Here is a 20790-nt window from a genome sequence, read left to right as displayed (position 1 = left end):
CGTTCGACCAGGGCATCGGCCATGAGCTGCCCGCGGCCCCTCGGGTCCCCGGCGGCGCGGAGGGTGTCGGCGTGCCCGGTGAGGGCCTTGTAGACGGCGACGCCGGCGGTCACGGGCAGCAGGGCGGTCAGGCAGGTCATCGCATCGGGGGCCGGGCGGAGGCTGACGTGCCGCTCGGTGGCGGCGTGCGCGGCGCGTTCGGTGACGGAGCGGGGGTCACGCCGGTACGCGGCGGCCCGGGCCGCGGCGACCAGGGACCGGTCACCGGCCCCGGCGAACGTCCCGGCGTCGGCGGCGAGGTCGGCGTCGACGGCGGCCCGGTCCGCGGCGGTCAGGCAGGCGGTTTCACGGACGAGCAGGGTGGCGCGCCATTCGTTCAGCTGCCCGGTTTCGAGCGCGGTGAGGGTGTGCGGCATCTCGGTCACGAGGGCTTTGGCCAGGCCGAGGAGCCGGCCGCCCCTGGCCGGGGATTCGCGCCGGGCCAGGGCAATCTGCGCACCGACCCCGGCGCCGAGCCGTTCGGCCGGGACGCCGGCGGCGGCCTGGTCGCGGCGTTGGAGCAGGTCGAAGGCCACGGCGAGCCGGGCTTGTTCCGCGGACGCGGCGGATTTCCAGTCTTCCAGTTCCCGGATCCGGTCAATGATCCCGGCACTGTCCGTGGGCGGACAGCCTAAGCCCACCGGCCCGCCGTCCAGCCGGCCCGCCACCTCCGCGGAGGCTGCCTCCGCGGTGCCCGGAATGGTGGCCGCACCGCTCCCGGCCCGGCTGAAGCCACCGTCGCCGTATCCTGCCGGAGCCACTTCGGGCCCCTGATTGCCGTCCATGAATCCAGTGTTTCAGGGACCCCCGACAATAACGCGCCTGTACTCCTCAGCCGAAGCTAGGCGTCACGGATTGCCGGTGGACTCAGCGGTTGCGGTAGTAGTCCTTCCAGACCAGGCGATGGAGGGGGATCACCCGCGGCAGCGACCGTAGTCCGGGGATGAACGGCAGCAGGGCCAGCAACGCAGTCAGCACGAACATCGTGACGACGACGAGGGCATCGGCATTGGGCGAGCTCTTGAACGGTTCCACTTGGTAAAGGAGCGAGAAGAGCCACAACCAGGACTGCCCGGGCGTATCGCCGGTTTCGTTCATCACGCCCCACTGATCCCCGGAGAGGTGTTGGCTGGCCGCAAGATCCGGGAAGTAGCCGCCGTCGCCCAAAAAGAGGAGGCCGCGCGTGTAGTCCATGTTGTAGAAGTTTCCGCCGCTTTGCAGCACGCCGTCCAGACTGCCTTGGCGCGCCATCTCCAGCAGCGCTCCGGTCAGTGCAGGGACCGGGCCATAGTCGCCGTCGCCCACCTGGGCCGGGTCGTTATCCGGCGCAGCGGCAAGTGCGTCCGAATAGGCAGCTGCCCAGGCTGAGCGTTGCTGATCCGTGGCGGCCGTCCAGCTCGCCAGCTCTGCCGGCGGCGACGGCAGCGTCGCCAGCGGGGCGATCACGAAGTCATTGGCGGTATCAACCGGGAGGCGGACGCCGGAGAGGCTTTGAAGGTCCACAGGGCCGATCTTCTGCGTCGCGTCCGGGGTCGAGTTGTAGGGCGGCCCGTATCCGGCAGTATCGCTGGTGCCGGCCAGTTCCTTTGCAGCGGTGCCAACGAAATCCGCCGGGGCGGCCGTGGCCCACGCCTTGAGGCTCACGCTGGGCTCATCAGGGGACCCGAAGATGGCGGACACACCGAGCACGAGCAGGCCGACCACCACAACGCCGATGATCAGTTCCTTGATGAGGTCATATTCGCGGACGCTGCCCGTCCAGGGCCGGCTGGCAACGTCGTCTGCCTTCCGCCAGGAGGTACTACTGTTTTTTCTGGTCATTGCACTGCGCCCCCGGATTCTGTGCCCCTGGGTTCGGAGGCCTCCGGAGGTTCGGTGGCCTCCGGAGGTTCGGTGGCCTCCGGAGGTTCGGTGGCCTCCGGGCGGTTGTGAAGCAGCTGGGCGTCGGACTCCGCGGCATCCAGTGGAGGTGCAACGCCGTGGACCCGGACCAGCAGGACGTGCAGGACCACCACAGCGCCCACGGCCAAGGGCAGCAGCGTGACATGCCAGGTGAAGAGCTGACCGACGTTGGCCACATTGAACCAAGCGCCTACGCCGACCGCGTTCAGCGCATCCTTCGCTTCAAAGGCAATCCACTGCGAATCGAAGTTCGTCTGGAGCAGATACCCGGTGAAGGCCGCCACGATGGAAACAACAAAGGAGATCACGCCGGTGATCCAGGTCAGCATCCGGCCCCCGCGCCAGGCCGCCATCCAGAATTTCAACCACAGGTGCACCACCATGAAGATGAAGAAGAACTCCACGCTCCACAAATGCGTGCTGTTGACGAAACTCCCCAGCGAGGACACGTGATACCACTGGGGTCCGTTCAGTCCCAGCACGATCCCGGAAACGATGATCCACAGCAGGGACGCGATGGCCCCCATGCCGAATACGTACGCCCAGGATGCCACGAAGCTTGGCTGGTCCTCGGGCAAGAGTTTGTCCGGCGGAAGCTTCCTCAGGAGCCACCGGCGGGCCCTGCCGGTCAAGGTGCGGGCGTCTGTTTCATCGACCTGCGCGCCGTGTCCCGGTGTTGCGGGGGCAGTCATTTCCGCCGCTTCCCTCCGGGAAAAGGCAGGACCAAGGCCAGGATGAACAAGATGATCATCACGACGATCACGATCAGGTTTCCGGATTGGATGGTGAAGCCGTCCCAGCCAAAATATGTTCCATCACCAACCATGCCAACGCTTGCCACGAGCCATCCAGACATGAGCTGCTCGATTCTTTTTAGGATGCCGGTTCAACTCCACCACTGTCACGTATCCGCAGACAGGGTCTTCTGCCCCGTTTAGGCGCCCTTCCGGGACCCCGTGTTGCTGTGCTGCCGTGGATTAGGCTGGAGCCGTGACCCGCCTCATTCTTGCCTCCCAGTCCCCCGCCCGCACCAAGCTGCTCCACAACGCCGGCATCGCCCACGAGGTACTCGTCTCGGACGTGGATGAGGACGCCGTGCAGGCCCGCTACGGCGTGACGGATCCGCATGACACGGCCCTGTTGCTTGCCCGGGCCAAGGCAGAGGCCGTCGCGTCCCTGCCCGAGGCGGACGGCGCAATCGTGATCGGCTGCGACTCGGTCTTCGAGTTCGACGGCGAGGCCCACGGAAAGCCCTACACGGCCGACGTCGCCCGGGAGCGTATGCTCCGCATGAGCGGCAGCATGGGCGTCCTGCACACCGGCCACTGGCTCGTGGACTGCCGCGACACGGCCGTCGCAGACGCTGACACAGACGCAGACACCGACACCAACGACGACACAGACGGCGACGACGGCGCGCGCGGCACCGGCGCCACCCTGGGCTCCGTGTCCTCGGCCGAGGTGCACTTCATGGAGATGAGCGCCGGGGAAATCGAGACCTACATCGCCACCGGCGAGCCGCTGCAGTGCGCCGGCTCCTTCACGATCGACGGCTACGGCGGGGCATTCATCCGCAAGGTCGACGGCGATCCCCACACCGTCGTCGGGCTCTCCATCTCCACCCTGCGTGCCCTGCTCGGCCAGGCGAATGTGGGCATCACCGAGCTCTGGACCGGCGGGGCTGTGGACCCGGCGGACGTCCGCGCCGAGTAACGACGGAATGCGTGGCGGAGTGAGCCAATTCGCCGCCCTTTGTGGCAACCCTACAAAGGAAGGGCCGTATACGCGCGGAATCCGCAAGTAATATCGGCGGAACCCTCAAAACCGCGCTAGGCTCCCTGAAGGAAAGAAGGAGACGCCTTGTCAGCAAATTCGGAGCAGTCCGCACCCACCGTGCCGGGATCAACGCAGTCATCTACAGCCGCGGGCATCCGCCGGCTGACCAAGGTGCTGATCGCCAACCGCGGAGAAATTGCGGTGCGCATCATCCGCGCCGCCCGCGATGAAGGCATCGCCTCGGTGGCTGTCTACGCGGACCCCGATCGCGACGCGCTGCACGCCCGGCTCGCGGACGAGGCCTACGCGCTCGGTGGCAACACCGCCGCGGAGTCCTACTTGGTGATGGACAAGATCATCGACGTCGCCCGCCAGTCCGGCGCGGACGCCATCCACCCCGGGTACGGGTTCCTGGCCGAGAACGCCGAGTTCGCCGCCAAGGTGATCGATGCCGGCATTACGTGGATCGGCCCCTCCCCCGAAGCGATCTCTGCCCTGGGCGACAAGGTCCAGGCCCGCCACATTGCCGAGAAGGTTGGCGCCCCGCAGGTCCCCGGCACCGCCGACCCGGTCGAATCCGCCGAGGAAATCCTCGACTTCGTGGACAAGTTCGGCCTGCCCGTCGCCATCAAGGCGGCCTTCGGCGGCGGCGGACGCGGCATCAAGGTGGCCCGCACCCGCGAAGAAATCCCCGAACTCTTCGAATCCGCCGTGCGCGAGGCCACCGCCGCCTTCGGCCGCGGCGAGTGCTTCATTGAGCGCTTCCTGGACGCCCCGCGCCACGTCGAGACCCAGTGCCTGGCCGACGCCCACGGCAACGTCGTGGTGGTCTCCACCCGCGACTGCTCGCTCCAGCGCCGGAACCAGAAACTCGTCGAGGAAGCCCCGGCCCCGTTCCTCACCGAGGAACAGAACCGCCGGCTCTACGAATCCTCCAAGGCCATCCTCAAGGAGGCGGGCTACCTCGGCGCAGGCACCTGCGAATTCCTCGTCGGCCAGGACGGCACCATCTCCTTCCTCGAGGTCAACACCCGCCTTCAGGTGGAGCACTGCGTCTCCGAGGAAGTCACCGGGATCGACCTCGTCCGCGAACAGTTCCGGCTGGCCCGCGGCGAGGAGCTCGGCTACGGCGACCCGGAAGTCCGCGGCCACTCGATCGAATTCCGCATCACCGGCGAGGACCCGGGCCGGAACTTCATGCCCGCCCCCGGCACCATCACGGTACTGAAAAACCCCACCGGTCCCGGTATCCGCGTCGATTCCGGCGTGGAGCAGGGCGATGTCATCAGCGGCAACTTCGACTCCATGCTCTCGAAGCTGATCGTCACCGGCGCCACCCGCGCCCAGGCCCTGCAGCGCTCCCGGCGGGCACTGGAGGAAATGGTGGTGGAGGGCATCCCCACCGTCATCCCGTTCGACCTCGCGGTGGTTTCCAATCCCGATTTCGCACCGGCCGAAGGCCCCTTCAAGGTCCACACCCGCTGGATCGAAACGGCCTTCGTCAATGACATTCCGGCCTGGACCCCGACCGGCACCGAGGCTGAAGCGGCCGACGCCGGTGACCGCCAGCGCGTCGTCGTCGAGGTCGGCGGAAAGCGCCTGGAAGTCGTGCTGCCGGCGTCGCTGGGCTCAGTCGGCAACGCCGCAGGCGCAAAGCCGGCCAAGGCCAAGAAGCGCTCCCGGGGTGGCGGCGCACCCGCGGCCGCGAGCGGCAACGCCCTGACCTCCCCCATGCAGGGGACCATCGTGAAGGTGGCCGTCGCCGAGGGTGACACGGTCGCCGAGGGCGATCTCGTCGTCGTGCTCGAGGCGATGAAGATGGAACAGCCGCTCACCGCCCACCGCGCCGGCATCGTCATCGGCCTCGCCGCAGCGGCCGGCGAGACCGTGTCCGCCGGCGCCATCATCGCCATGATCGAGGACGGCGCCGCGGAGTAAGCGGCTCACGGTACGGCGACGGCGGACGGCCGGCGCCGCTGCCGGTTGCGGGCGCGCCTCTGGCGCGTCCGCAACCGGCCAGTAGAGACTTGGAGTGTGAAGCCATTCCTGCTCCTCGCCTCGCGCGCGGAGGACACCGCCGCCGAGGACGAATACCGCGCCTACCTTCGCTACTGCGGCCTCCGGCCCGAGCAGCTCCACCGCATCCGGATGGAAGCCGCCCCGCTGCCAACGCTTGAGTTGTCCGACTATTCGGGCGTCATTGTGGGCGGCAGTCCCTTTACGTCCAGCGACCCGGCCGAGCACAAGAGCGCCACCCAGCACCGGGTGGAGCGCGAACTCGCCGGGCTGCTGGACAGGATCGTGGCCGAGGACTTCCCGTTCCTCGGCGCCTGCTACGGCGTCGGCACCCTCGGACTGCACCAGGGCGCCGTGATCGACCGGACGTACGGTGAAGGGCTCGGCGGCGTCACCATCAAACTGACGGCGGAGGGGCTGCAGGATCCCCTCCTGCGCGGGCTGCCGGAGAGCTTTACGGCGTTCACCGGCCACAAGGAAGCCTGCACCGTCCTGCCCTCCCATGCGGTGCTGCTGGCCAGCTCGGCCGCCTGCCCGGTGCACATGTTCCGGATCAAGACCAACCTGTACGCGACGCAGTTCCACCCCGAGCTCGATGCTGAAGGGCTCGTCACCAGGATCGATATCTACCGCCATGCCGGCTACTTCCCGCCGGAATCGGCCGAAATGCTCATGGATGACGCCCGGCAGTTCACTGCGACAGAACCGATGAAGATCCTGCGGAACTTTGTGGAGCGCTACGCGAGCTGAGCCCCGCCAACGCTGAAGCCTGGCCCCGCAGCCCCGCAAAACGCAGAAGCCCGGTGTGTTCAATGAACACACCGGGCTTCCTCTGTCAGGAAAGAGGGCCGGACGTCAGGCTACGTTGTTGGTGTAGTCGAGGTCCCGGGTTTCCTTGCTCACGAACAGGGCGATCAGCGTCAGCACCGCCATGGCGGCGAGGTAGACACCCACCAGCACGGTGCTGCCACCGGCCAGTTCCCAGAGCCAGACGGCGATGAACGGAGCCACGGCAGCGCCCAGGATGCTGGAGACGTTGTAGCTGATGGCGGAGCCGGTGTAGCGGACATTGCCCGGGAACAACTCCGGCAGGAGCGCACCCATGGGACCGAACGTCAGGCCCATGAGCGAGAAGCCGATGATCAGCAACGCCATGGCGCCCACGAATCCGGCGCTGAACAGCGGAACGAACAGCAGGCCGAAGGCGAGGATGCCGAAAGTTACAACAATCAGCATCTTGCGGCGGCCGAATTTTTCGGCCAGCGGGCCGGAGACCAGCGTGAAGATACCGAAGAATACGACACCGGCGATCAGCATCCAGAGGAAATCGTTCCGGCTGTAGCCCAGGCCCGGGACGAACGCAGCGGCAGCGGCCTCGGTCATCGGCTTGCCGGCCTTTTCGGCGGCGGCCTTCGCCGTGTCCAGGCTGGACGCCCGGGTGCCGTAGGTCAGCGTGAACGTGGTCATCAGGTAGAAGAGCACGTAGGTGGCGAGCATGATGAACGTGCCCAGGATCAGCGGGCGCCAGCTGGTCTTGAAGACCCGTGCCAGCGGCAGCTTGGCAACCTCATTGGATTCGAGGACCTTGGTGAAAGCGGGGGTTTCGATCAGCTTGAGCCGAACATAGAGGCCGATGATGACCATGACGGCACTAAGCAGGAACGGCACCCGCCAACCCCATTCCATGAAGGCCTCCGGCGTCAGGGTGTAGCTGAAGACCAGGAAGATCACGTTGGCGATGATGAAGCCGATCGGGGCCCCCAGTTGCGGGAACGTGCCGTAGATGGCCCGCTTGTTCGACGGGGCGTTTTCGGTCGCCAGCAGCGCCGCACCGCTCCATTCGCCGCCGAGGGCCAGGCCCTGGCAGAAGCGCAGGACCACGAGGAGTGCCGGGGCCAGGAAGGTCCAGCCAGGGACGGTTGCCGTCGGCAGGCAGCCGATCAGGAAGGTGGCAATGCCCATGGTCAGCAGCGAAGCCACGAGCGTGCCCTTGCGGCCGAACTTGTCACCGAAGTGGCCGAAGATGACCGAGCCGAGCGGGCGGGCGATGAAGGCGACGCCGAACACGGCGAAGGATGCCAGCAGCTGGGTCGTCTCGTTCTGCCCGGGGAAGAAGAGCTTCGGGAAAACGAGCACGGCCGCAGTGGCGTAAACGTAGAAGTCATAGAACTCGACGGTGGTACCGATCAGGCTGGCGACAATCACGCGGCCGCGCGAATTCACCTGCTTGGTGGACCCATGCTCCGCGGAGGTGGCAGTGGATGACATGTAGTAACGCTTTCATGAAGACCGGTCGGATATTTCCCCAAGAGCCCGATGCCCGGGACCGCCGGCTAGGGATTCGTATACGTCTGATAATAGTTCCCACCGTCCAGTCAATGGACAAATAGTCCGCTATTTGGACTTCGTGTCGTTGTCTCACGTGGTGGTCGTCACACCTATTCTCACACCGTCATAAAAGCCCCGATAGGCAAAAGTCACAGCGCGTTAATAAACCGCGTCCGTCCCGGAAACGCGGCGTCCCTACCTTTGAAGGACATCACCCCCCAAGGAGGTCTCCCAAGTGACTGCTGAACGCACCGCCGAAATCGGCACCGCAGAGGTCGGCGCCGCCAGTACCGGCGGCACCCTTACCCTCGACCACCGGCCCGGCCGCTGGATCGCCAACTGGGATGCGGAAAACAAGGAGCAGTGGGAGTCGGCCGGCCGCTCGATCGCCCGGCGCAACCTGAACTGGTCCATCTTCGCCGAGTTCCTGGGCTTCGTGGTCTGGCAGCTGTGGTCGATCGTGGTGGTCCAGCTTCCCTCCGCCGGCTTCAAATTCTCTACCAACGAGATCTTCTGGCTGATCTCCATGCCAAGCCTCGTCGGCGCCACGCTCCGGATCCCCTACACGTTCATGGTTCCCCGCTTCGGCGGCCGCAACTGGACCATCGTGTCCGCCCTGTTGCTGCTGATCCCCACGATCGGCCTGGGCCTGTGCGTCGCCAACCCGGCCACCCCGTTCGGCGTCATGCTGTTCGTGGCCGCGCTGGCCGGCTTCGGCGGCGGCAACTTCGCCAGCTCGATGGCGAACATCACCTTCTTCTACCCCGCACGGGAAAAGGGCTGGGCCCTGGGCCTGAACGCCGCCGGCGGAAACCTCGGTGCCGCCGTCGCACAGCTGGCCGTGCCGATCGCCATCACCCTGCTGGCAGCCGGCACCGTGAACCTGCCCGTCGCAGGGTTCATGTGGATTCCGCTGATCCTGCTGGCAGCCTTTGGTGCCTGGAAGTACATGAACAACCTCACCAGCGCCAAGGGCGACGTCGCAGGTTCGCTGGCCGCGGTCAAAGAGCCGCACCTGTGGATCATGGCGCTGCTGTACATCGGCACCTTCGGCTCCTTCATCGGCTTCGCCGGCGTCTTCCCCAAGCTCATCAAGGACTACTTCCCGGCATTTTCCTCCATCTCCGTCGGCACCGTGGCCCTGTCCCTGGCCTTCCTCGGCCCGCTGGTCGGCTCCCTGGCCCGCCCGTACGGCGGACGCATGGCAGACCGGATGGGCGGGGCCCGCATGACCGTCGCCGCCTTCGCCGCCATGGCCGTCATCACCCTCACCATGCTCTGGACCCTGCCGCTGAAGAACTTCTGGCTCTTCCTCTTCCTGTTCCTGCTCCTCTTCACTGCCAGCGGCTTCGGAAACGGCGCCACCTACCGCATGATCCCGATCATCTTCGCCACCTCCAGCCGGGCCGCCCGCGCCGGGGCCAGCACGCACACCACCCAGCGGCTCGCGTCCTCGGCCCTCGGCCTGATCTCGGCCATCGGCGCCTACGGCGGATTCATCATCCCCCAGGTCCTCAACGCCTCCAACACCGCCAGCGGTTCCTACACCTCGGCGTTCTACGGCTTCGTGGGGGCCTACGTGCTGATGCTGGTGGTCTGCTGGTTCTGCTACATCCGCAACGCCAACCGAAATGCGATGGGACACGTCTAACATGACCAAAAGCGCCGACACGCACTGCCCTTACTGCGCTCTGCAGTGCGCCATGACGCTCACATCTCCAGCGGCTCTGACCCCGGCTGTCCAGCCGGGGTCAGACCCCGTAGACGCTGCACCGGGCCCCGCCACTACCCCAACGTCCGCGCCGCTCCTGACAGTCGCCGGACGGGACTTCCCCACCAACCGCGGCGGCTTGTGCCGCAAGGGCTGGACCTCCGCCTCGTTGCTGGACCACCCGGGCCGCGTCACGGAGCCCCTGCTGAAGGGCGCCGACGGCGTCCACCACCCGGTCAGCTGGGACGAGGCCCTCATGCGGATCGTCTCCGCCGTAAAGCAGGCCCGTCTCGAGCACGGGGCTGACGCCGTCGGCGTGTTTGGCGGCGGCGGCCTCACCAATGAGAAGGCCTACCAGCTGGGCAAGTTCGCCAGGCTGGCTTTGGGCACCTCACGGATCGACTACAACGGGCGGTTCTGCATGTCCTCGGCCGCCGCGGCCGGCATGCGCGCCTTCGGCCTGGACCGCGGGCTCCCGTTCCCGCTCGCGGACCTCGACACCGCCAGCACCATCCTGATGCTCGGCTCCAACGTTGCCGAGACCATGCCGCCCTTCGTCCAGCACCTCAAGGGGGCGCGCGACGCCGGCGGCCTGATCGTCGTCGACCCCCGGCGCTCCGCCACCGCCGCCTTCACCTCCGACGGCGGCGGGCTGCACCTGCAGCCGCTGCCCGGCACCGACCTCGCCCTGCTCCTGGGCATCTCCCACGCGGTGATCCACGAGGGCCTCGCGGACGCGCGATACATCGCGGACCGGACCACGGGTTATGACGCCGTGGTCCGCAGCGTCGGAAGCTTTTGGCCCGAACGGGTCCAGTCGATCACCGGCGTCCCCGCCGGGCTGATCCGTGAAACCGCCCGGCGGCTGGCCGACGGCGCCGGCAAGGGCGGCAGCTACATCCTCACCGGCCGCGGCGTCGAACAGCACGTGGACGGCACTGACACCGCCACGGCCGCCATTAACCTCTCCCTCCTGCTGGGCCTGCCGGGCTCCGCGCGCAGCGGCTACGGCACGCTCACCGGCCAGGGCAACGGCCAGGGCGGCCGCGAACACGGCCAGAAGGCGGACCAGCTCCCCGGCTACCGGAAGATCACCGATCCCGCCGCCCGCGCCCACATGGCCAGGGTCTGGGGCGTGCCCGAACCCCTGATTCCCGGCCCCGGCCTTCTCGCCGTCGAACTGCTCAAGTCGCTGGGACAGCCCGACGGCGTCCGGTGCCTCTTCGTGCACGGCGCCAACGTGGCGGTGTCCGCCCCGGATGCGAATGCCGTGATCGCGGGCCTGCGCAGCCTGGACTTCCTGGTGGTGTGCGACTTCTTCCTCTCCGAGACCGCCGCCGAGGCGGACCTGGTCCTGCCGGTGACCCAGTGGGCCGAGGAAGAAGGAACCCTCACCAACCTCGAGGGCCGCGTGCTCCGCCGCCGCCGGGCCCTCACTCCCCCGCCCGGTGTCCGCAGCGAGCTGTGGATCATGACCCGGCTGGCCGAAATGCTGCACGCGCCGTCCACCTTCAGCGAGGATCCGGAAACAGTGTTCGAGGAGCTCCGGCTCGCGTCCTCCGGCGGCCTGGCCGACTACTCCGGGATCGACTACGCCATGCTGGACCGCGGCGAGGCCGCCTACTGGCCCTACCCCGCCGGGAGCGCGGGCACGCCGCGGCTCTTCCTGGACGCCTTCGCCCATGCGGGCGGCCGGGCAGTGTTCACGCCGGTGACGCCCCGGCGTCGTTCTACTTCTGCGGGCGTCCCGTCCGCGGCGGACCGCCGGGAGGACCAGCGGGCCGACCGGGCCGGCGACGATCGTCCCGGCACGCCGATGACCCTTATTACCGGCCGCCTGATGGAGCACTACCAATCCGGCGCGCAAACCCGCCGGGTGGCCGCCCTGGCCGAGGCACAGCCGGAGGCGCGGCTCCAGCTCCACCCCGCCGCGGCCGCCGCCCAGGGCATCGCCGACGGCGACTACGTCTCGATTTCCAACGAACGCGGCGTGGTCAGCTGCCGCGCCGAACTGAGCACGGACATCCGGCCGGAGACGGTGTTCCTGCCGTTCCACTTCCCGGAGCTCGAGAGCGCCAACCGGCTCACGGAGGCGGCCACGGACCCCATTTCCGGGATGCCCGAGTTCAAGACCAGCAAAGTGTGGATCCGCCCGGCAGCTTCCCTGGATGCCCTGGCCGGCAAGCACAGCGGCGTTCCAGCCCGCGTTCTTCAAGCAGAGGAGACCTCATGACTGAGCGGATTGTGGTGGTGGGCTTCGGGCCCGTCGCCGCGAGGCTGATCGACGAGCTGCTGCCGGCCGTGCGCAGCGGCATCGCACACCTGACCGTGGTCGGCGAAGAGTCCGAGGCGGCGTACAACCGAGTGCTGGTGGCGGATCTTGGCGTCGGCCGGACGACGCCGGCCGCGCTCGCCCTCGCGGACGCGGCGGCACTGGTGGCCGACGGCGTCGATGTCCGGCTGGGCGTCCGCGTCCGCCGCGTGGACCGCGCCCGGCAGCAGGTCTTGTTGAGCGACGGCACCTCCCCCGGCTACGAGCGGCTCGTCTTCGCCACCGGTTCACGGCCGGTCATCCCCAACCTGACCGGGCTCAATCCGGACCCGGCCGCGCCGGTGCTGCCGCCGGGCGTGACCGCCCTGCGCGATCTCCGCGACGCGTCCGTGCTGCACTCTGCCGTGGCCGGCGGCAAGCGCGTGGTGGTCCTGGGCGGCGGTGTGCTGGGCCTGGAGACGGCCCTCGCCGCGGCCGAGGAAGGCGCCACGGTGACCGTGGTGCACAACGGCCCGCATCCCTTGGGCCGGAACATCGACCGCGGCGGCGGCGCCGTGCTCGCGGCGTCCCTGCGGAACTGCGGCGTGCGGGTGGCCGGCAACGCCCGCTCGGTCGGCGTCGAACACAACGCGCCCGACGGCGGTTTCTCCGCCTTGTTGCTGGATGACGGCTCCGCGATCGACGGCGACCTCCTGGTCCTCTCCTGCGGTGTCCGGCCGCGGACCGAACTGGCGGAGGGCTGCGGGCTCTCCACCGGTGCCGGGATCCTGGTGGACCACAAGCTCCGCGCCCACCACGAGCCCCACATCTTCGCGATCGGCGACTGCGCCGAGGTCCGCTGCCCGGACCCCGAATGCGTTCAGTGCCGGACTGCGAGGGGACCCTCCGGGCTGGTCGGCCCGGGCTGGCGGCAGGCCGAATGGCTCGCCGACTATCTGACCCTGCTGGCGTCCGGGCCCGAGGCGGAGGCCGAGGCTTTGCCGTCCCTGCCGGCGGAACTGCCGGGCGTGATCGTGCTCAAGGCCCGCGGCATGAACATGGCCGTGGCCGGGGACGTGTCCGCAGATCCCTGGGACGAGGAAGCCTTGAACTCAGGGGCCGTGAACGGCCGACCCCGGCTGCAGATCGCCCAGTGGGCCGATCCCGAGCACGGCCGCTACGTCAAGATGACCACCCGCGCCGGCGTGCTGGAAGGGCTCGTGGCCGTGGGCATGCCGCGAACCTCGGCCGAGCTGGTGCAGCTCTTCGAACGCGGCGCGGAACTGCCCGCCGACAGGTCACTGCTGCTGCGCCTGGACGGGCCGGACCAGATCGCTTCCGCGGGTGCCGCCGACCCCGCCCGGACCGTCTGCCGGTGCGCCGGCGTCAGCGGCACGGCGATTGCTACGGCCGTGTCCGAGGGCTGCGGAACGGTGCCCGAGGTATCGGCGTCCACCCGCGCCGGCACGGGCTGCGGCGGCTGCCACGAGGACATCAAGGGCATCATCGAGGCCCACTTTCAGGGGGCGGCTGCCTGATCATCCGGCCACTGCTGCGCCCCAACACCGACGAAGGCCGTCAGCATCTTGTGTCTGGCGTCCGCCCGACAATGCGACACATGTCGCAACGATGGCCGCGGTAGTCGATCTCGGCGATGATGGTCCGGTGAACAGCGCTGAGGAATCAATTTTAAAGATCGTGACGGTACCGGACTCCGCAGATGCTCGGTTGTTCGTCGAGTTGTCGAGCTACGGGGCGGATCTTGCTGAAGCTCGCCATGCGCTCGATCTCGCGATCAAGTCCCGTGGGGAGGGCTCTCAGCTCGAGGACGCGGGCGCCTATCTGATCGCCTTCGCCGTCGTCGCATACTGCCGCACCTACTTCCACTCGAACGTGCGCAAGCCACTGACCGACCACATCGCCATCCCCGATGAGCTCTTAGACATTCACCAGCTGGTGGGGGCATTCAGGAACACCACGATTGCGCACTCGCAATCAAACGTGGCGACAACTTTTCCGGTGGGTGTCCTCGATGCCTCAACCCTTCGAGTGCGGGATGTGTCGGCAATGACCGCGTCGCAGACGCTGCCGCCTCCGCTCGTGGAGCTTTTCCGCGAACTCGTCGAAACAGTGGACGATCGCCTCTTCGAGGTGACCGAGGCAGTCCGGCAGAGGCTGGCCGAGCAGTTGAGCAGGGCCGACCTTGCGAGGATGGTTGACGAGGGCGGCCAGCTAAAGATAGTCGACGCCACGGACGAGGACTTCACCCCACGAACGAGGCGGCGTCCTTATCCCGCCTCACACACGTGGTACTGGTCGGCAACGTCGCAGATGGGCGACTGACTCCGCGTGCGCAACAACAATGTTGCCGGTACCAGGTGTGGGTCGTACGTTTACCACCTACAGCTAATCGGGCGTGTGGTCGGCAAGGTCGAACAAGCCTGAGGCCCAGTTCAGAAACGTTGCCCGCGTATCGGTGAACGGGCAGCCGTGTTGGGCGTGGCGGCGAACTATATCCGCGGGGTTTCCGCCATCGGTGCCCGCGAGGCACAGCTGGACCGGGCCATGGTTCCGGCGCCCCGGAATACGCTCTCCGCCGGACACCGATGCGGCCCCGCTACCCCTTTTAGACCCCGGGCCGGCGGGGTTTACTGCGCTGCGTTGTCGAAATTCTTCTGCCACTGGGCATGCTCGCGGGCGGCATCCAGCCGGCGGCTGGCAGTCCACCTGGGCAGATAGTCGGGCCGTGGCAACTCGAGGGCAGGCCTGGGCTTGGCCGCTGGCCGGGTCTGGATGGACTTGGCAACAGGGCGAGCCTGGACGGGCCTGGCCACAGGCCGGGTCTGAACGTGCTCCCGGCGGTAGTTCGGCTTGGGGTCGGCGATCGTCCAATTGATCAAGGTGCGCATGATCAGCACGAGCACCCACAGGCCGATCCCAGCCACGATGTATTGCCAAAACAAGACCAGCAGCAAAATGGCTACTAGCACGAATAGGAACATGACGCCATTATGCATTTTCGACGCACCAGGAGGTAGAGGTCTTTTTTCCTGATCGCCCCGCAGGTGAGTTGTCGTCCTCATGGTCATCACAATGTCGGGCCGGATGATGAGAAGGAACTGAGGAGAGGCCCGACCACCGTGAGTGCTCTGGCGTGGACCCTCCGCTTGGGGTACGCCGCCTACCAAACCACACCGGAACGAACACGTACAGGGCAGCCCGGACATAGTCAGCGTGGGAATATCGATCGCTACTTCGAAGCGGTCATGCTCTACCAATGCAATCCCCGTCCTGGTCTTGACGTCGTGCGTGAATTGGGGAGCCCGGACCTTGTTGAAACGCAGTGCACCAACCTCCCGCCAGCTGTAACCGCACGTCGGGCAAGTCCGAGTCCGAGTCCGGCCATTGTCAGTCAGACGCACGCTTGCGACACTTGGGGGCTTAGAAGGACGAAGGTCTCACCTGTTTTCCCTACCGGCGAACAGAACTCCTGTTCGTGCGACAACGGTACGGGCAGTGGCACTGCCGGTGGGAAGCGGCATGCTTCGTTATCCGGCGCTACTTGGATTAAACTGGGGGCATTAAACCCCTTCGAGGACTGGTTGCCCGTGGAGACAGTATTCTTCCTGGTCGTAATTCTCATCGCAGTGTGGATCCTGCTCGGCCTCTTGCTGAGACTCAAGAAGAGAACCCACCGCAAGGGCTCCAATTACTACGTGCCCACCTTCAAGGCCAACTTCGACACATGGGAGAGTAAATGGACCATGGACCGAAAGCTGCAGGAGAGGTGGGATAAGGCACGGTGGCAGCAGGAGTTTAACCGTCCGTAACTTTGGAGCAGGCGGTCACCATTCCCCCGAAGAGGAACATTAAAGCCGCGGATGCTGTGAAGCGCATTCATGACCGCACGGGTCACCCTGCGGACGAGGTGCATCCCATTCCCCTCTCGGTATAGTGCGTCCGGCCACCCCGGACTGCGGGGCAGGCCAAGTTGCCACATACGGTTCGGCTGTCCCACGCCATCTGGGTTGAACAATAATCGGGAAGCCCGGAGTTCAGGGCACTCAGCAACTCCACTAGCTCCGAAGCGGGCCTTTCTCCCCTTGGCACGGCCGAGGGGCGGGGCTGCAATGAACGTAGGTTCCGTTCAGCCGCAGGAGGCATCCCATGAACGTCCCGGTCATTTTGGCGCTCGGCGCGATCATTGTGTTCGCCGTCGTGATGGGCGTTGTCATGTCGCGCGAAAAGGATCCGCAACGTCGGGCGGCCGCGCTGACGCGCACGGGAGCGGCCGTCATGGCGGCGTTCACCATCATCGGGGGAATCTTCATCGGCGGCTTCGCGATGCAGGACCCGGGCGGATCATCCGGAACGCTGATCACGCTCGCCTGGGTGGTTCCGATGCTCATCCTCGCGGTCTCGGCCTGGTTCTGGCCGGCGGCAACCGCTCCCCTGCTGCTCGCCCTCGCCTCGGCCTTCATTGCCGCGTGCGTGTGGCTCGCCTTCGACCCCGCTGCCCTCAGCGCCTTCCTCAACGACAACGGCCCCCTCATCGCCGTCAGCGTTCTCGCGCTGGCGTTCCCGGCCGCAATCCTCGGCCTGAAAGTTACCGCACTGGCCGGCTGGCTGTTAGTGGGCTTGGGGGTGTTGCCGCTGTTGATCACGATCATCGGAAGGTCGGGTGCGGTCGGATCGCTGATCGCGGCCAGCCTGGTTCCCCTGGCCTGCGGGATCGCCTATCTGCTGTCCGTCCGGATGGCCAGGGCGGGTTCGACGTCGGGAACCATCCACCCCGCGGCCGCCTAAGGCTGCCGCACCGCCGCCAAACCCGGCCGCGTAACGCAAATCGGGCCGCGGGCCAACGGCGGGTAGCATCGGGGCCATGAGCGCCGACGACGACGACATCACCGAAGAACTGCTGGCCGACGCCCGGAAGCTGACCGGGTTGAGCCTGGAACTGCTTGGGCTCGACCCCCACCCGGACGACATGACAGCCGAGCAGCGGCTCCAGTTTGATCCCGAGGACCTGGCCGAAATGGCCTCCGTCTCCTCCGAAGACCGGCGCAAAGCCGTGGGCCAGACCCGTCTGCTGGCCGGACTCCTGTGGAACTCGTCCAGCATTCTGATCGACCAGTTGTTCCGCGATCTCGGAACGCTCAGCACGCTGGATGTTCTCACGCCGGCCGACATCGCCGGGACCTCCGTCCTGTCCTCGCTGCCGCCACAGTTCGCCGCCAGCTACGACGCGAAGTTCACCCAGAAGTTCATCGTGGTCGCGGCCGACGTCACCGCGTCGCTGGTCCGGGGCTGGACCGCCCCCGGCTGCCTTGCAGCGGAACTAGCCGTCCGCTGCCTGCTCGATCAGGCGGAAATCACCGAGGACATCTACGAACTGGATCTTCCGGAGGACTGGCGGGCCGACGTCGAGGAAGTCCTGTTGGAGGATGCCGACAGTGACGCGCTCTACTCCGACAACCTTGACGTTCTCGAGGACGACGCCGCAAGTCTGGATTTCGAGCAGTGGTTCATACCCTTCACCCCCGGCGACACGGTTCCGCCGTACGCCTACTCCTGAGCCCTACGGCTGGGCGGGCGGCTCGGCGAACCGGGCCAGGAAGTCCTCCGTGAAGCGCCGGACGCCGTCCCACTCGGTGTACACGTAATCACGGGACGTGTCCGTGTCCGGGGATCCCTTGTCGCTGGCGATCTTCTTCATGACGTGCTTCTTGATGAACCCGTAGTGGGTATAGAGCACGGCGCCGGCGAACAACCCGACGTGGGCGGGCCGCCAGCCCGTGTCCTGCTCGAACTTCTCCACGTAGCCCTCCGCGGTCTGCTCGTCTCCGTGTGCGGCCATGCTCACCGAAACCAGGGCCGACGGCAAGCGTTCGAGCTCAGCGCGGTTCTTCTTCACGAAGTCTGCGACGTACCCCTCGTGTTTTCCCACGTGCACCGAGGCCGCCACGATCACGCCGTCATAGCCGCCCGGAAGAGGGTCCGGGGAATGCTTGAGGTCCGCCGTCTCCGCCTGGTGCCCGTTCGCCCGGACCACCTCGGCGATGTACTCCACGATCTGCGCGGTTTGTCCTTCGACAGTCCCGTAGGGGATATAGATTTTGGCCATGTGCCAAGTTGACCTCGCCCGGCTGTGACGCACTACGGCCGAAGGTCCCGCGGGCGGCGACGCACGGCCCTCTTGACGCCCGCACTCTTGACGGCGGCGGCCTACCGACATGAGATGGACGAAGGCCCGGTGCGGTTCTGTTTCGACCGGCCGGTACACAAGCAGAACCCTCGATGAAAGGACGCAACATGTCCCTGCTCGACTCCGCCCTCTGGGACGGCAAGATCTACCTCAGCGGCTGGCGGCCCGGGCGCGGCGGGACCGGTGACGCCGTCGAACCAGCCACCGGAGAAACGCTGGGCCGCTATGGCGTGGCCTCCGTGGAGGATGTCCGCGAAGCCGCCGCGGTAGCCGCGAAAGCGCAAAAGGACTGGGCCGCCCGCAACCCGGAAGACCGCGCCGCCGTGCTCCGCCGCGCGGGACAACTCTGGGAGGAACACTCGGCGGAAATCCAGGCCTGGATCGTCCGCGAATCCGGCGGCATCCCGCCCAAAGCCGGGCTGGAAACCCACATCGCGGCCAACGAATGCTACGACGCCTCCGCCCTGCCCTCACTCCCGGCTGGCGACGTGCTGACCTCAAACGAGAGCCGCTGGTCCTTCGCCCGGCGCCGGCCCGTCGGCGTCGTTTCGGTGATTGCACCCTTCAACTTCCCGCTGATCCTCTCCATCCGCGCAGTCGCCCCGGCGCTGGCCCTTGGCAACGCCGTCCTGCTCAAACCGGACCCGCGCACTGCGGTCTGTGGTGGCGTCACCTTGGTCCGGGTGTTCGAGGAGGCGGGTCTTCCGCCCGGCCTGCTCTCCCTGCTGCCCGGCGGCGCCGAGATCGGCTCGGCCGTCGTAGAGGCACCCGAGGTCCGCGTCATCGCCTTCACGGGGTCGACGGCGGCAGGGCGCAAAGTGGGCGAGGCGGCCGGCCGGCTGCTCAAGCGCGCCCACCTGGAACTCGGTGGGAACAACGCAATGATCGTGCTGCCCGGCGTCGACCTCCCCAAAGCTGTCTCCGCCGCCGCGTTTGGCTCCTTCATGCACCAGGGTCAGATCTGCATGGCGTCCGGCCGGCATATCGTGCACGAGGACATCTACGAGGACTACGTCAGCGCCCTGGCGGAAAAGGCCCGCCATCTACCGGTAGGCGACCCAAAGAGCGGAACAGTGGCGCTGGGCCCGGTAATCGACGAGAAGCAGCTCCACCGGGTGGACACGATCGTTCAGGACGCGGTGCAGGGCGGCGCGCGCCTGGCCGCCGGCGGCAGCCACGACGGCCGCTTCTACCAGCCCACCGTGCTCGCCGACCTCGACCTCGCCAGCCCTGCGTGGAAGGACGAAATCTTCGGCCCCGTGGCGCCGGTGATGAAGTTCTCCACCGTGGACGAGGCCGTGGCCCTGGCCAACGACAACGAATACGGGCTCTCCATCGGGATTCTTGGCGACGTCGGCATGGCCATGACGATCGCCGACCGGCTCGACTCCGGCAAGGTCCACATCAACGAACAGACCGTATCCGACGAGGCCAACTCGCCCTTCGGCGGGGTCAAGAACTCGGGCAACGGCTCGCGGATCGGCGGCCATCACGCCAACATGGAATCCTTCACGGAAATCCAGTGGCTGACCGTGCGGCCGGACATCGCGCCGTACCCGTTTTAGGCCGGGTAAATGCGGGAGTTCCACGCCGCAGATGGCGCGGAGCCGGACTCCGCGGGCAGATCGGGGCGAATGTCCGGCGGTCATTCGCCCCGATCTGCCCGCACGATGGCCGGAGCCGGTCCGCCCGTCAGCCCGAAGTGCACCGCCCCCAGCGCCGGGCCGGCTACGGCTCCCTGTGTTCCGGCTGGTCCCGAGGATCCTTCATGCCGCTAAGTTCGAATGCCCGCCTTTCATGAGCTGAACATATCCGGGCCGCTTATCAAGCAGGCCCGGTGGTCCCATTTTCCGCAAACTACGCGCCGAACGTCCCATAAAACAGCACCCTTCCCAGTTAGGTGTTGCGACGTTGACGCGAAACCGCGGCCCCCGCACGGCGGTGCGCCCGACTGCCGAAAACGAAGAATCCCTGCCCGGATTCCCGGCCAGGGATTCTTCGCTCAGCGGAAGCGCACTAGTAGCCGGAGGGCTGGTCGAACCGCTGGCCGGCAGGGTTGGAGGGCAGAATTGTCATCACCAACAGCGCCAGGCCGCCGAGGAACGGCACCAGGACCAGCAGGATCAGCCAGGCGCTCAGGTTCACGTCGTGGAGGCGCCGTGCCAGCAGGGCAACGGACGGAACGATTGTCCCGAGCCCCCAAATGACAGCAAGGATCAAGCCGACAATGGCACCCGGTCCCGTCACGGCGGTTCCGGACGCATTAGTCGTCGTGCCGGTGCTGGTGATGATGTTGATGACTATCCCGACGATGAGGGACACCAGTGCCCACCACCAGTACTCACTGCGGCTTGCCCGGCCGGAGAAGATGGCGTATTTCTTGAAGAATCGCTGGACGGCCTGCTTGAGGGTAGCCCCATAGAGCGGCGCCCAAAGCGGAGTCTCTCCGGTCTGGGGCGGAAATGCATTCGGTTGCTGCGGATAACTCATGTAGTCCCCTTGAATGAGTGCGAATGACGAGATTCATCCTAGGGCCGCCGTCGGACATGAATGCCTGTTGGG

19 protein-coding genes are annotated in these 20790 nt (G+C 66.9%); 11 read left to right on the top strand and 8 right to left on the bottom strand.

Translation table 11 applies throughout. The annotated features are described in order from the left end of the window. From AC1DBX_RS08460 to AC1DBX_RS08445, 4 genes are all read right to left on the bottom strand, one after another. A partial coding sequence (locus tag AC1DBX_RS08460) for a 13E12 repeat family protein (RefSeq protein ID WP_476931524.1) occupies nucleotides 1–824 on the bottom strand: 824 nt, incomplete at its 3' end. Nucleotides 825–906: 82 nt separating this feature from the next. Beyond that, a complete protein-coding gene (locus AC1DBX_RS08455) occupies nucleotides 907–1860 on the bottom strand; it encodes a hypothetical protein (protein WP_476856524.1) in 954 nt (317 codons plus the stop codon). Beyond that, nucleotides 1857–2633, bottom strand: coding sequence for a cytochrome b N-terminal domain-containing protein (locus AC1DBX_RS08450; RefSeq protein WP_476931523.1), 777 nt, complete (start codon nucleotides 2631–2633; stop codon nucleotides 1857–1859). The genes AC1DBX_RS08455 and AC1DBX_RS08450 overlap by 4 nt, the downstream gene beginning before the upstream one ends. Next, nucleotides 2630–2797, bottom strand: a complete 168-nt coding sequence (locus tag AC1DBX_RS08445; RefSeq protein WP_223914108.1) for a hypothetical protein — start codon at nucleotides 2795–2797, stop codon at nucleotides 2630–2632. Before AC1DBX_RS08445 ends, AC1DBX_RS08450 begins: the two co-directional genes overlap by 4 nt. A gap of 134 nt (nucleotides 2798–2931) precedes the next feature. Here AC1DBX_RS08445 and AC1DBX_RS08440 point away from each other — a divergent pair, with 134 nt between their 5' ends. From AC1DBX_RS08440 to AC1DBX_RS08430, 3 genes are all read left to right on the top strand, one after another. Further along, nucleotides 2932–3654, top strand: coding sequence for a Maf family protein (locus AC1DBX_RS08440; RefSeq protein WP_476931522.1), 723 nt, complete (start codon nucleotides 2932–2934; stop codon nucleotides 3652–3654). Between the two features lie 147 nt (nucleotides 3655–3801). Beyond that, nucleotides 3802–5655, top strand: coding sequence for an acetyl/propionyl/methylcrotonyl-CoA carboxylase subunit alpha (locus tag AC1DBX_RS08435; RefSeq protein ID WP_476859105.1), 1854 nt, complete (start codon nucleotides 3802–3804; stop codon nucleotides 5653–5655). A 96-nt stretch (nucleotides 5656–5751) separates the two neighbouring features. After that, nucleotides 5752–6483, top strand: a complete 732-nt coding sequence (locus AC1DBX_RS08430) for a glutamine amidotransferase (protein WP_476851866.1) — start codon at nucleotides 5752–5754, stop codon at nucleotides 6481–6483. A gap of 105 nt (nucleotides 6484–6588) precedes the next feature. Here AC1DBX_RS08430 and AC1DBX_RS08425 read toward each other — a convergent pair whose 3' ends face one another. Beyond that, nucleotides 6589–8001: an MFS transporter gene (locus tag AC1DBX_RS08425; protein WP_476856529.1), complete on the bottom strand. Its 1413-nt coding sequence runs from the start codon at nucleotides 7999–8001 to the stop codon at nucleotides 6589–6591. A gap of 319 nt (nucleotides 8002–8320) precedes the next feature. Here AC1DBX_RS08425 and AC1DBX_RS08420 point away from each other — a divergent pair, with 319 nt between their 5' ends. The 4 genes from AC1DBX_RS08420 (at nucleotide 8321) to AC1DBX_RS08405 (ending at nucleotide 14366) form a co-directional block, all read left to right on the top strand. Next, on the top strand, nucleotides 8321–9712 hold the full coding sequence (locus tag AC1DBX_RS08420) for an MFS transporter (RefSeq protein WP_476931529.1): 1392 nt from the start codon (nucleotides 8321–8323) through the stop codon (nucleotides 9710–9712). Nucleotide 9713: 1 nt separating this feature from the next. After that, nucleotides 9714–12005, top strand: coding sequence for a molybdopterin oxidoreductase family protein (locus AC1DBX_RS08415; RefSeq protein ID WP_476931521.1), 2292 nt, complete (start codon nucleotides 9714–9716; stop codon nucleotides 12003–12005). Beyond that, nucleotides 12002–13561: an FAD-dependent oxidoreductase gene (locus AC1DBX_RS08410; protein ID WP_230007967.1), complete on the top strand. Its 1560-nt coding sequence runs from the start codon at nucleotides 12002–12004 to the stop codon at nucleotides 13559–13561. The genes AC1DBX_RS08415 and AC1DBX_RS08410 overlap by 4 nt, the downstream gene beginning before the upstream one ends. Nucleotides 13562–13652: 91 nt before the next feature. Further along, nucleotides 13653–14366 (top strand): hypothetical protein, encoded by a 714-nt coding sequence (locus tag AC1DBX_RS08405; RefSeq protein WP_476931520.1) that lies wholly within the window; start codon nucleotides 13653–13655, stop codon nucleotides 14364–14366. Between the two features lie 305 nt (nucleotides 14367–14671). Here the strand turns inward: AC1DBX_RS08405 and AC1DBX_RS08400 are convergent, their stop codons facing one another. Further along, nucleotides 14672–15025: a hypothetical protein gene (locus AC1DBX_RS08400; protein WP_476849025.1), complete on the bottom strand. Its 354-nt coding sequence runs from the start codon at nucleotides 15023–15025 to the stop codon at nucleotides 14672–14674. A gap of 606 nt (nucleotides 15026–15631) precedes the next feature. Between AC1DBX_RS08400 and AC1DBX_RS08395 the strand changes: the two genes are divergently transcribed. The 3 genes from AC1DBX_RS08395 to AC1DBX_RS08385 all read left to right on the top strand — a co-directional run bounded on the left by AC1DBX_RS08395 (nucleotide 15632) and on the right by AC1DBX_RS08385 (nucleotide 17598). Further along, nucleotides 15632–15853, top strand: coding sequence for a hypothetical protein (locus AC1DBX_RS08395; RefSeq protein ID WP_230009052.1), 222 nt, complete (start codon nucleotides 15632–15634; stop codon nucleotides 15851–15853). Nucleotides 15854–16190: 337 nt separating this feature from the next. Beyond that, entirely contained in the window at nucleotides 16191–16829 is a 639-nt protein-coding gene (locus tag AC1DBX_RS08390) for a hypothetical protein (protein ID WP_476872726.1), read from the top strand. Nucleotides 16830–16905: 76 nt separating this feature from the next. Beyond that, a complete protein-coding gene (locus AC1DBX_RS08385; RefSeq protein WP_476849027.1) occupies nucleotides 16906–17598 on the top strand; it encodes a hypothetical protein in 693 nt (230 codons plus the stop codon). Between the two features lie 3 nt (nucleotides 17599–17601). Here AC1DBX_RS08385 and AC1DBX_RS08380 read toward each other — a convergent pair whose 3' ends face one another. Beyond that, nucleotides 17602–18147, bottom strand: coding sequence for a flavodoxin domain-containing protein (locus AC1DBX_RS08380; protein ID WP_223914120.1), 546 nt, complete (start codon nucleotides 18145–18147; stop codon nucleotides 17602–17604). A 188-nt stretch (nucleotides 18148–18335) separates the two neighbouring features. On the opposite strand from AC1DBX_RS08380, the gene AC1DBX_RS08375 reads away from it, so the two are divergent. After that, a complete protein-coding gene (locus tag AC1DBX_RS08375; protein ID WP_476872725.1) occupies nucleotides 18336–19793 on the top strand; it encodes a benzaldehyde dehydrogenase in 1458 nt (485 codons plus the stop codon). A gap of 451 nt (nucleotides 19794–20244) precedes the next feature. On the opposite strand, the gene AC1DBX_RS08370 is transcribed toward AC1DBX_RS08375, so the two are convergent. Continuing rightward, on the bottom strand, nucleotides 20245–20718 hold the full coding sequence (locus tag AC1DBX_RS08370; RefSeq protein WP_476856537.1) for a DUF805 domain-containing protein: 474 nt from the start codon (nucleotides 20716–20718) through the stop codon (nucleotides 20245–20247). Nucleotides 20719–20790 lie beyond the last annotated feature (72 nt).

The organism is Arthrobacter sp. 10N44_2, assembly GCF_056394385.1.
Note: the sequence above shows the minus strand (reverse complement) of the source record. Positions and strands in the feature narration are given on the sequence as shown.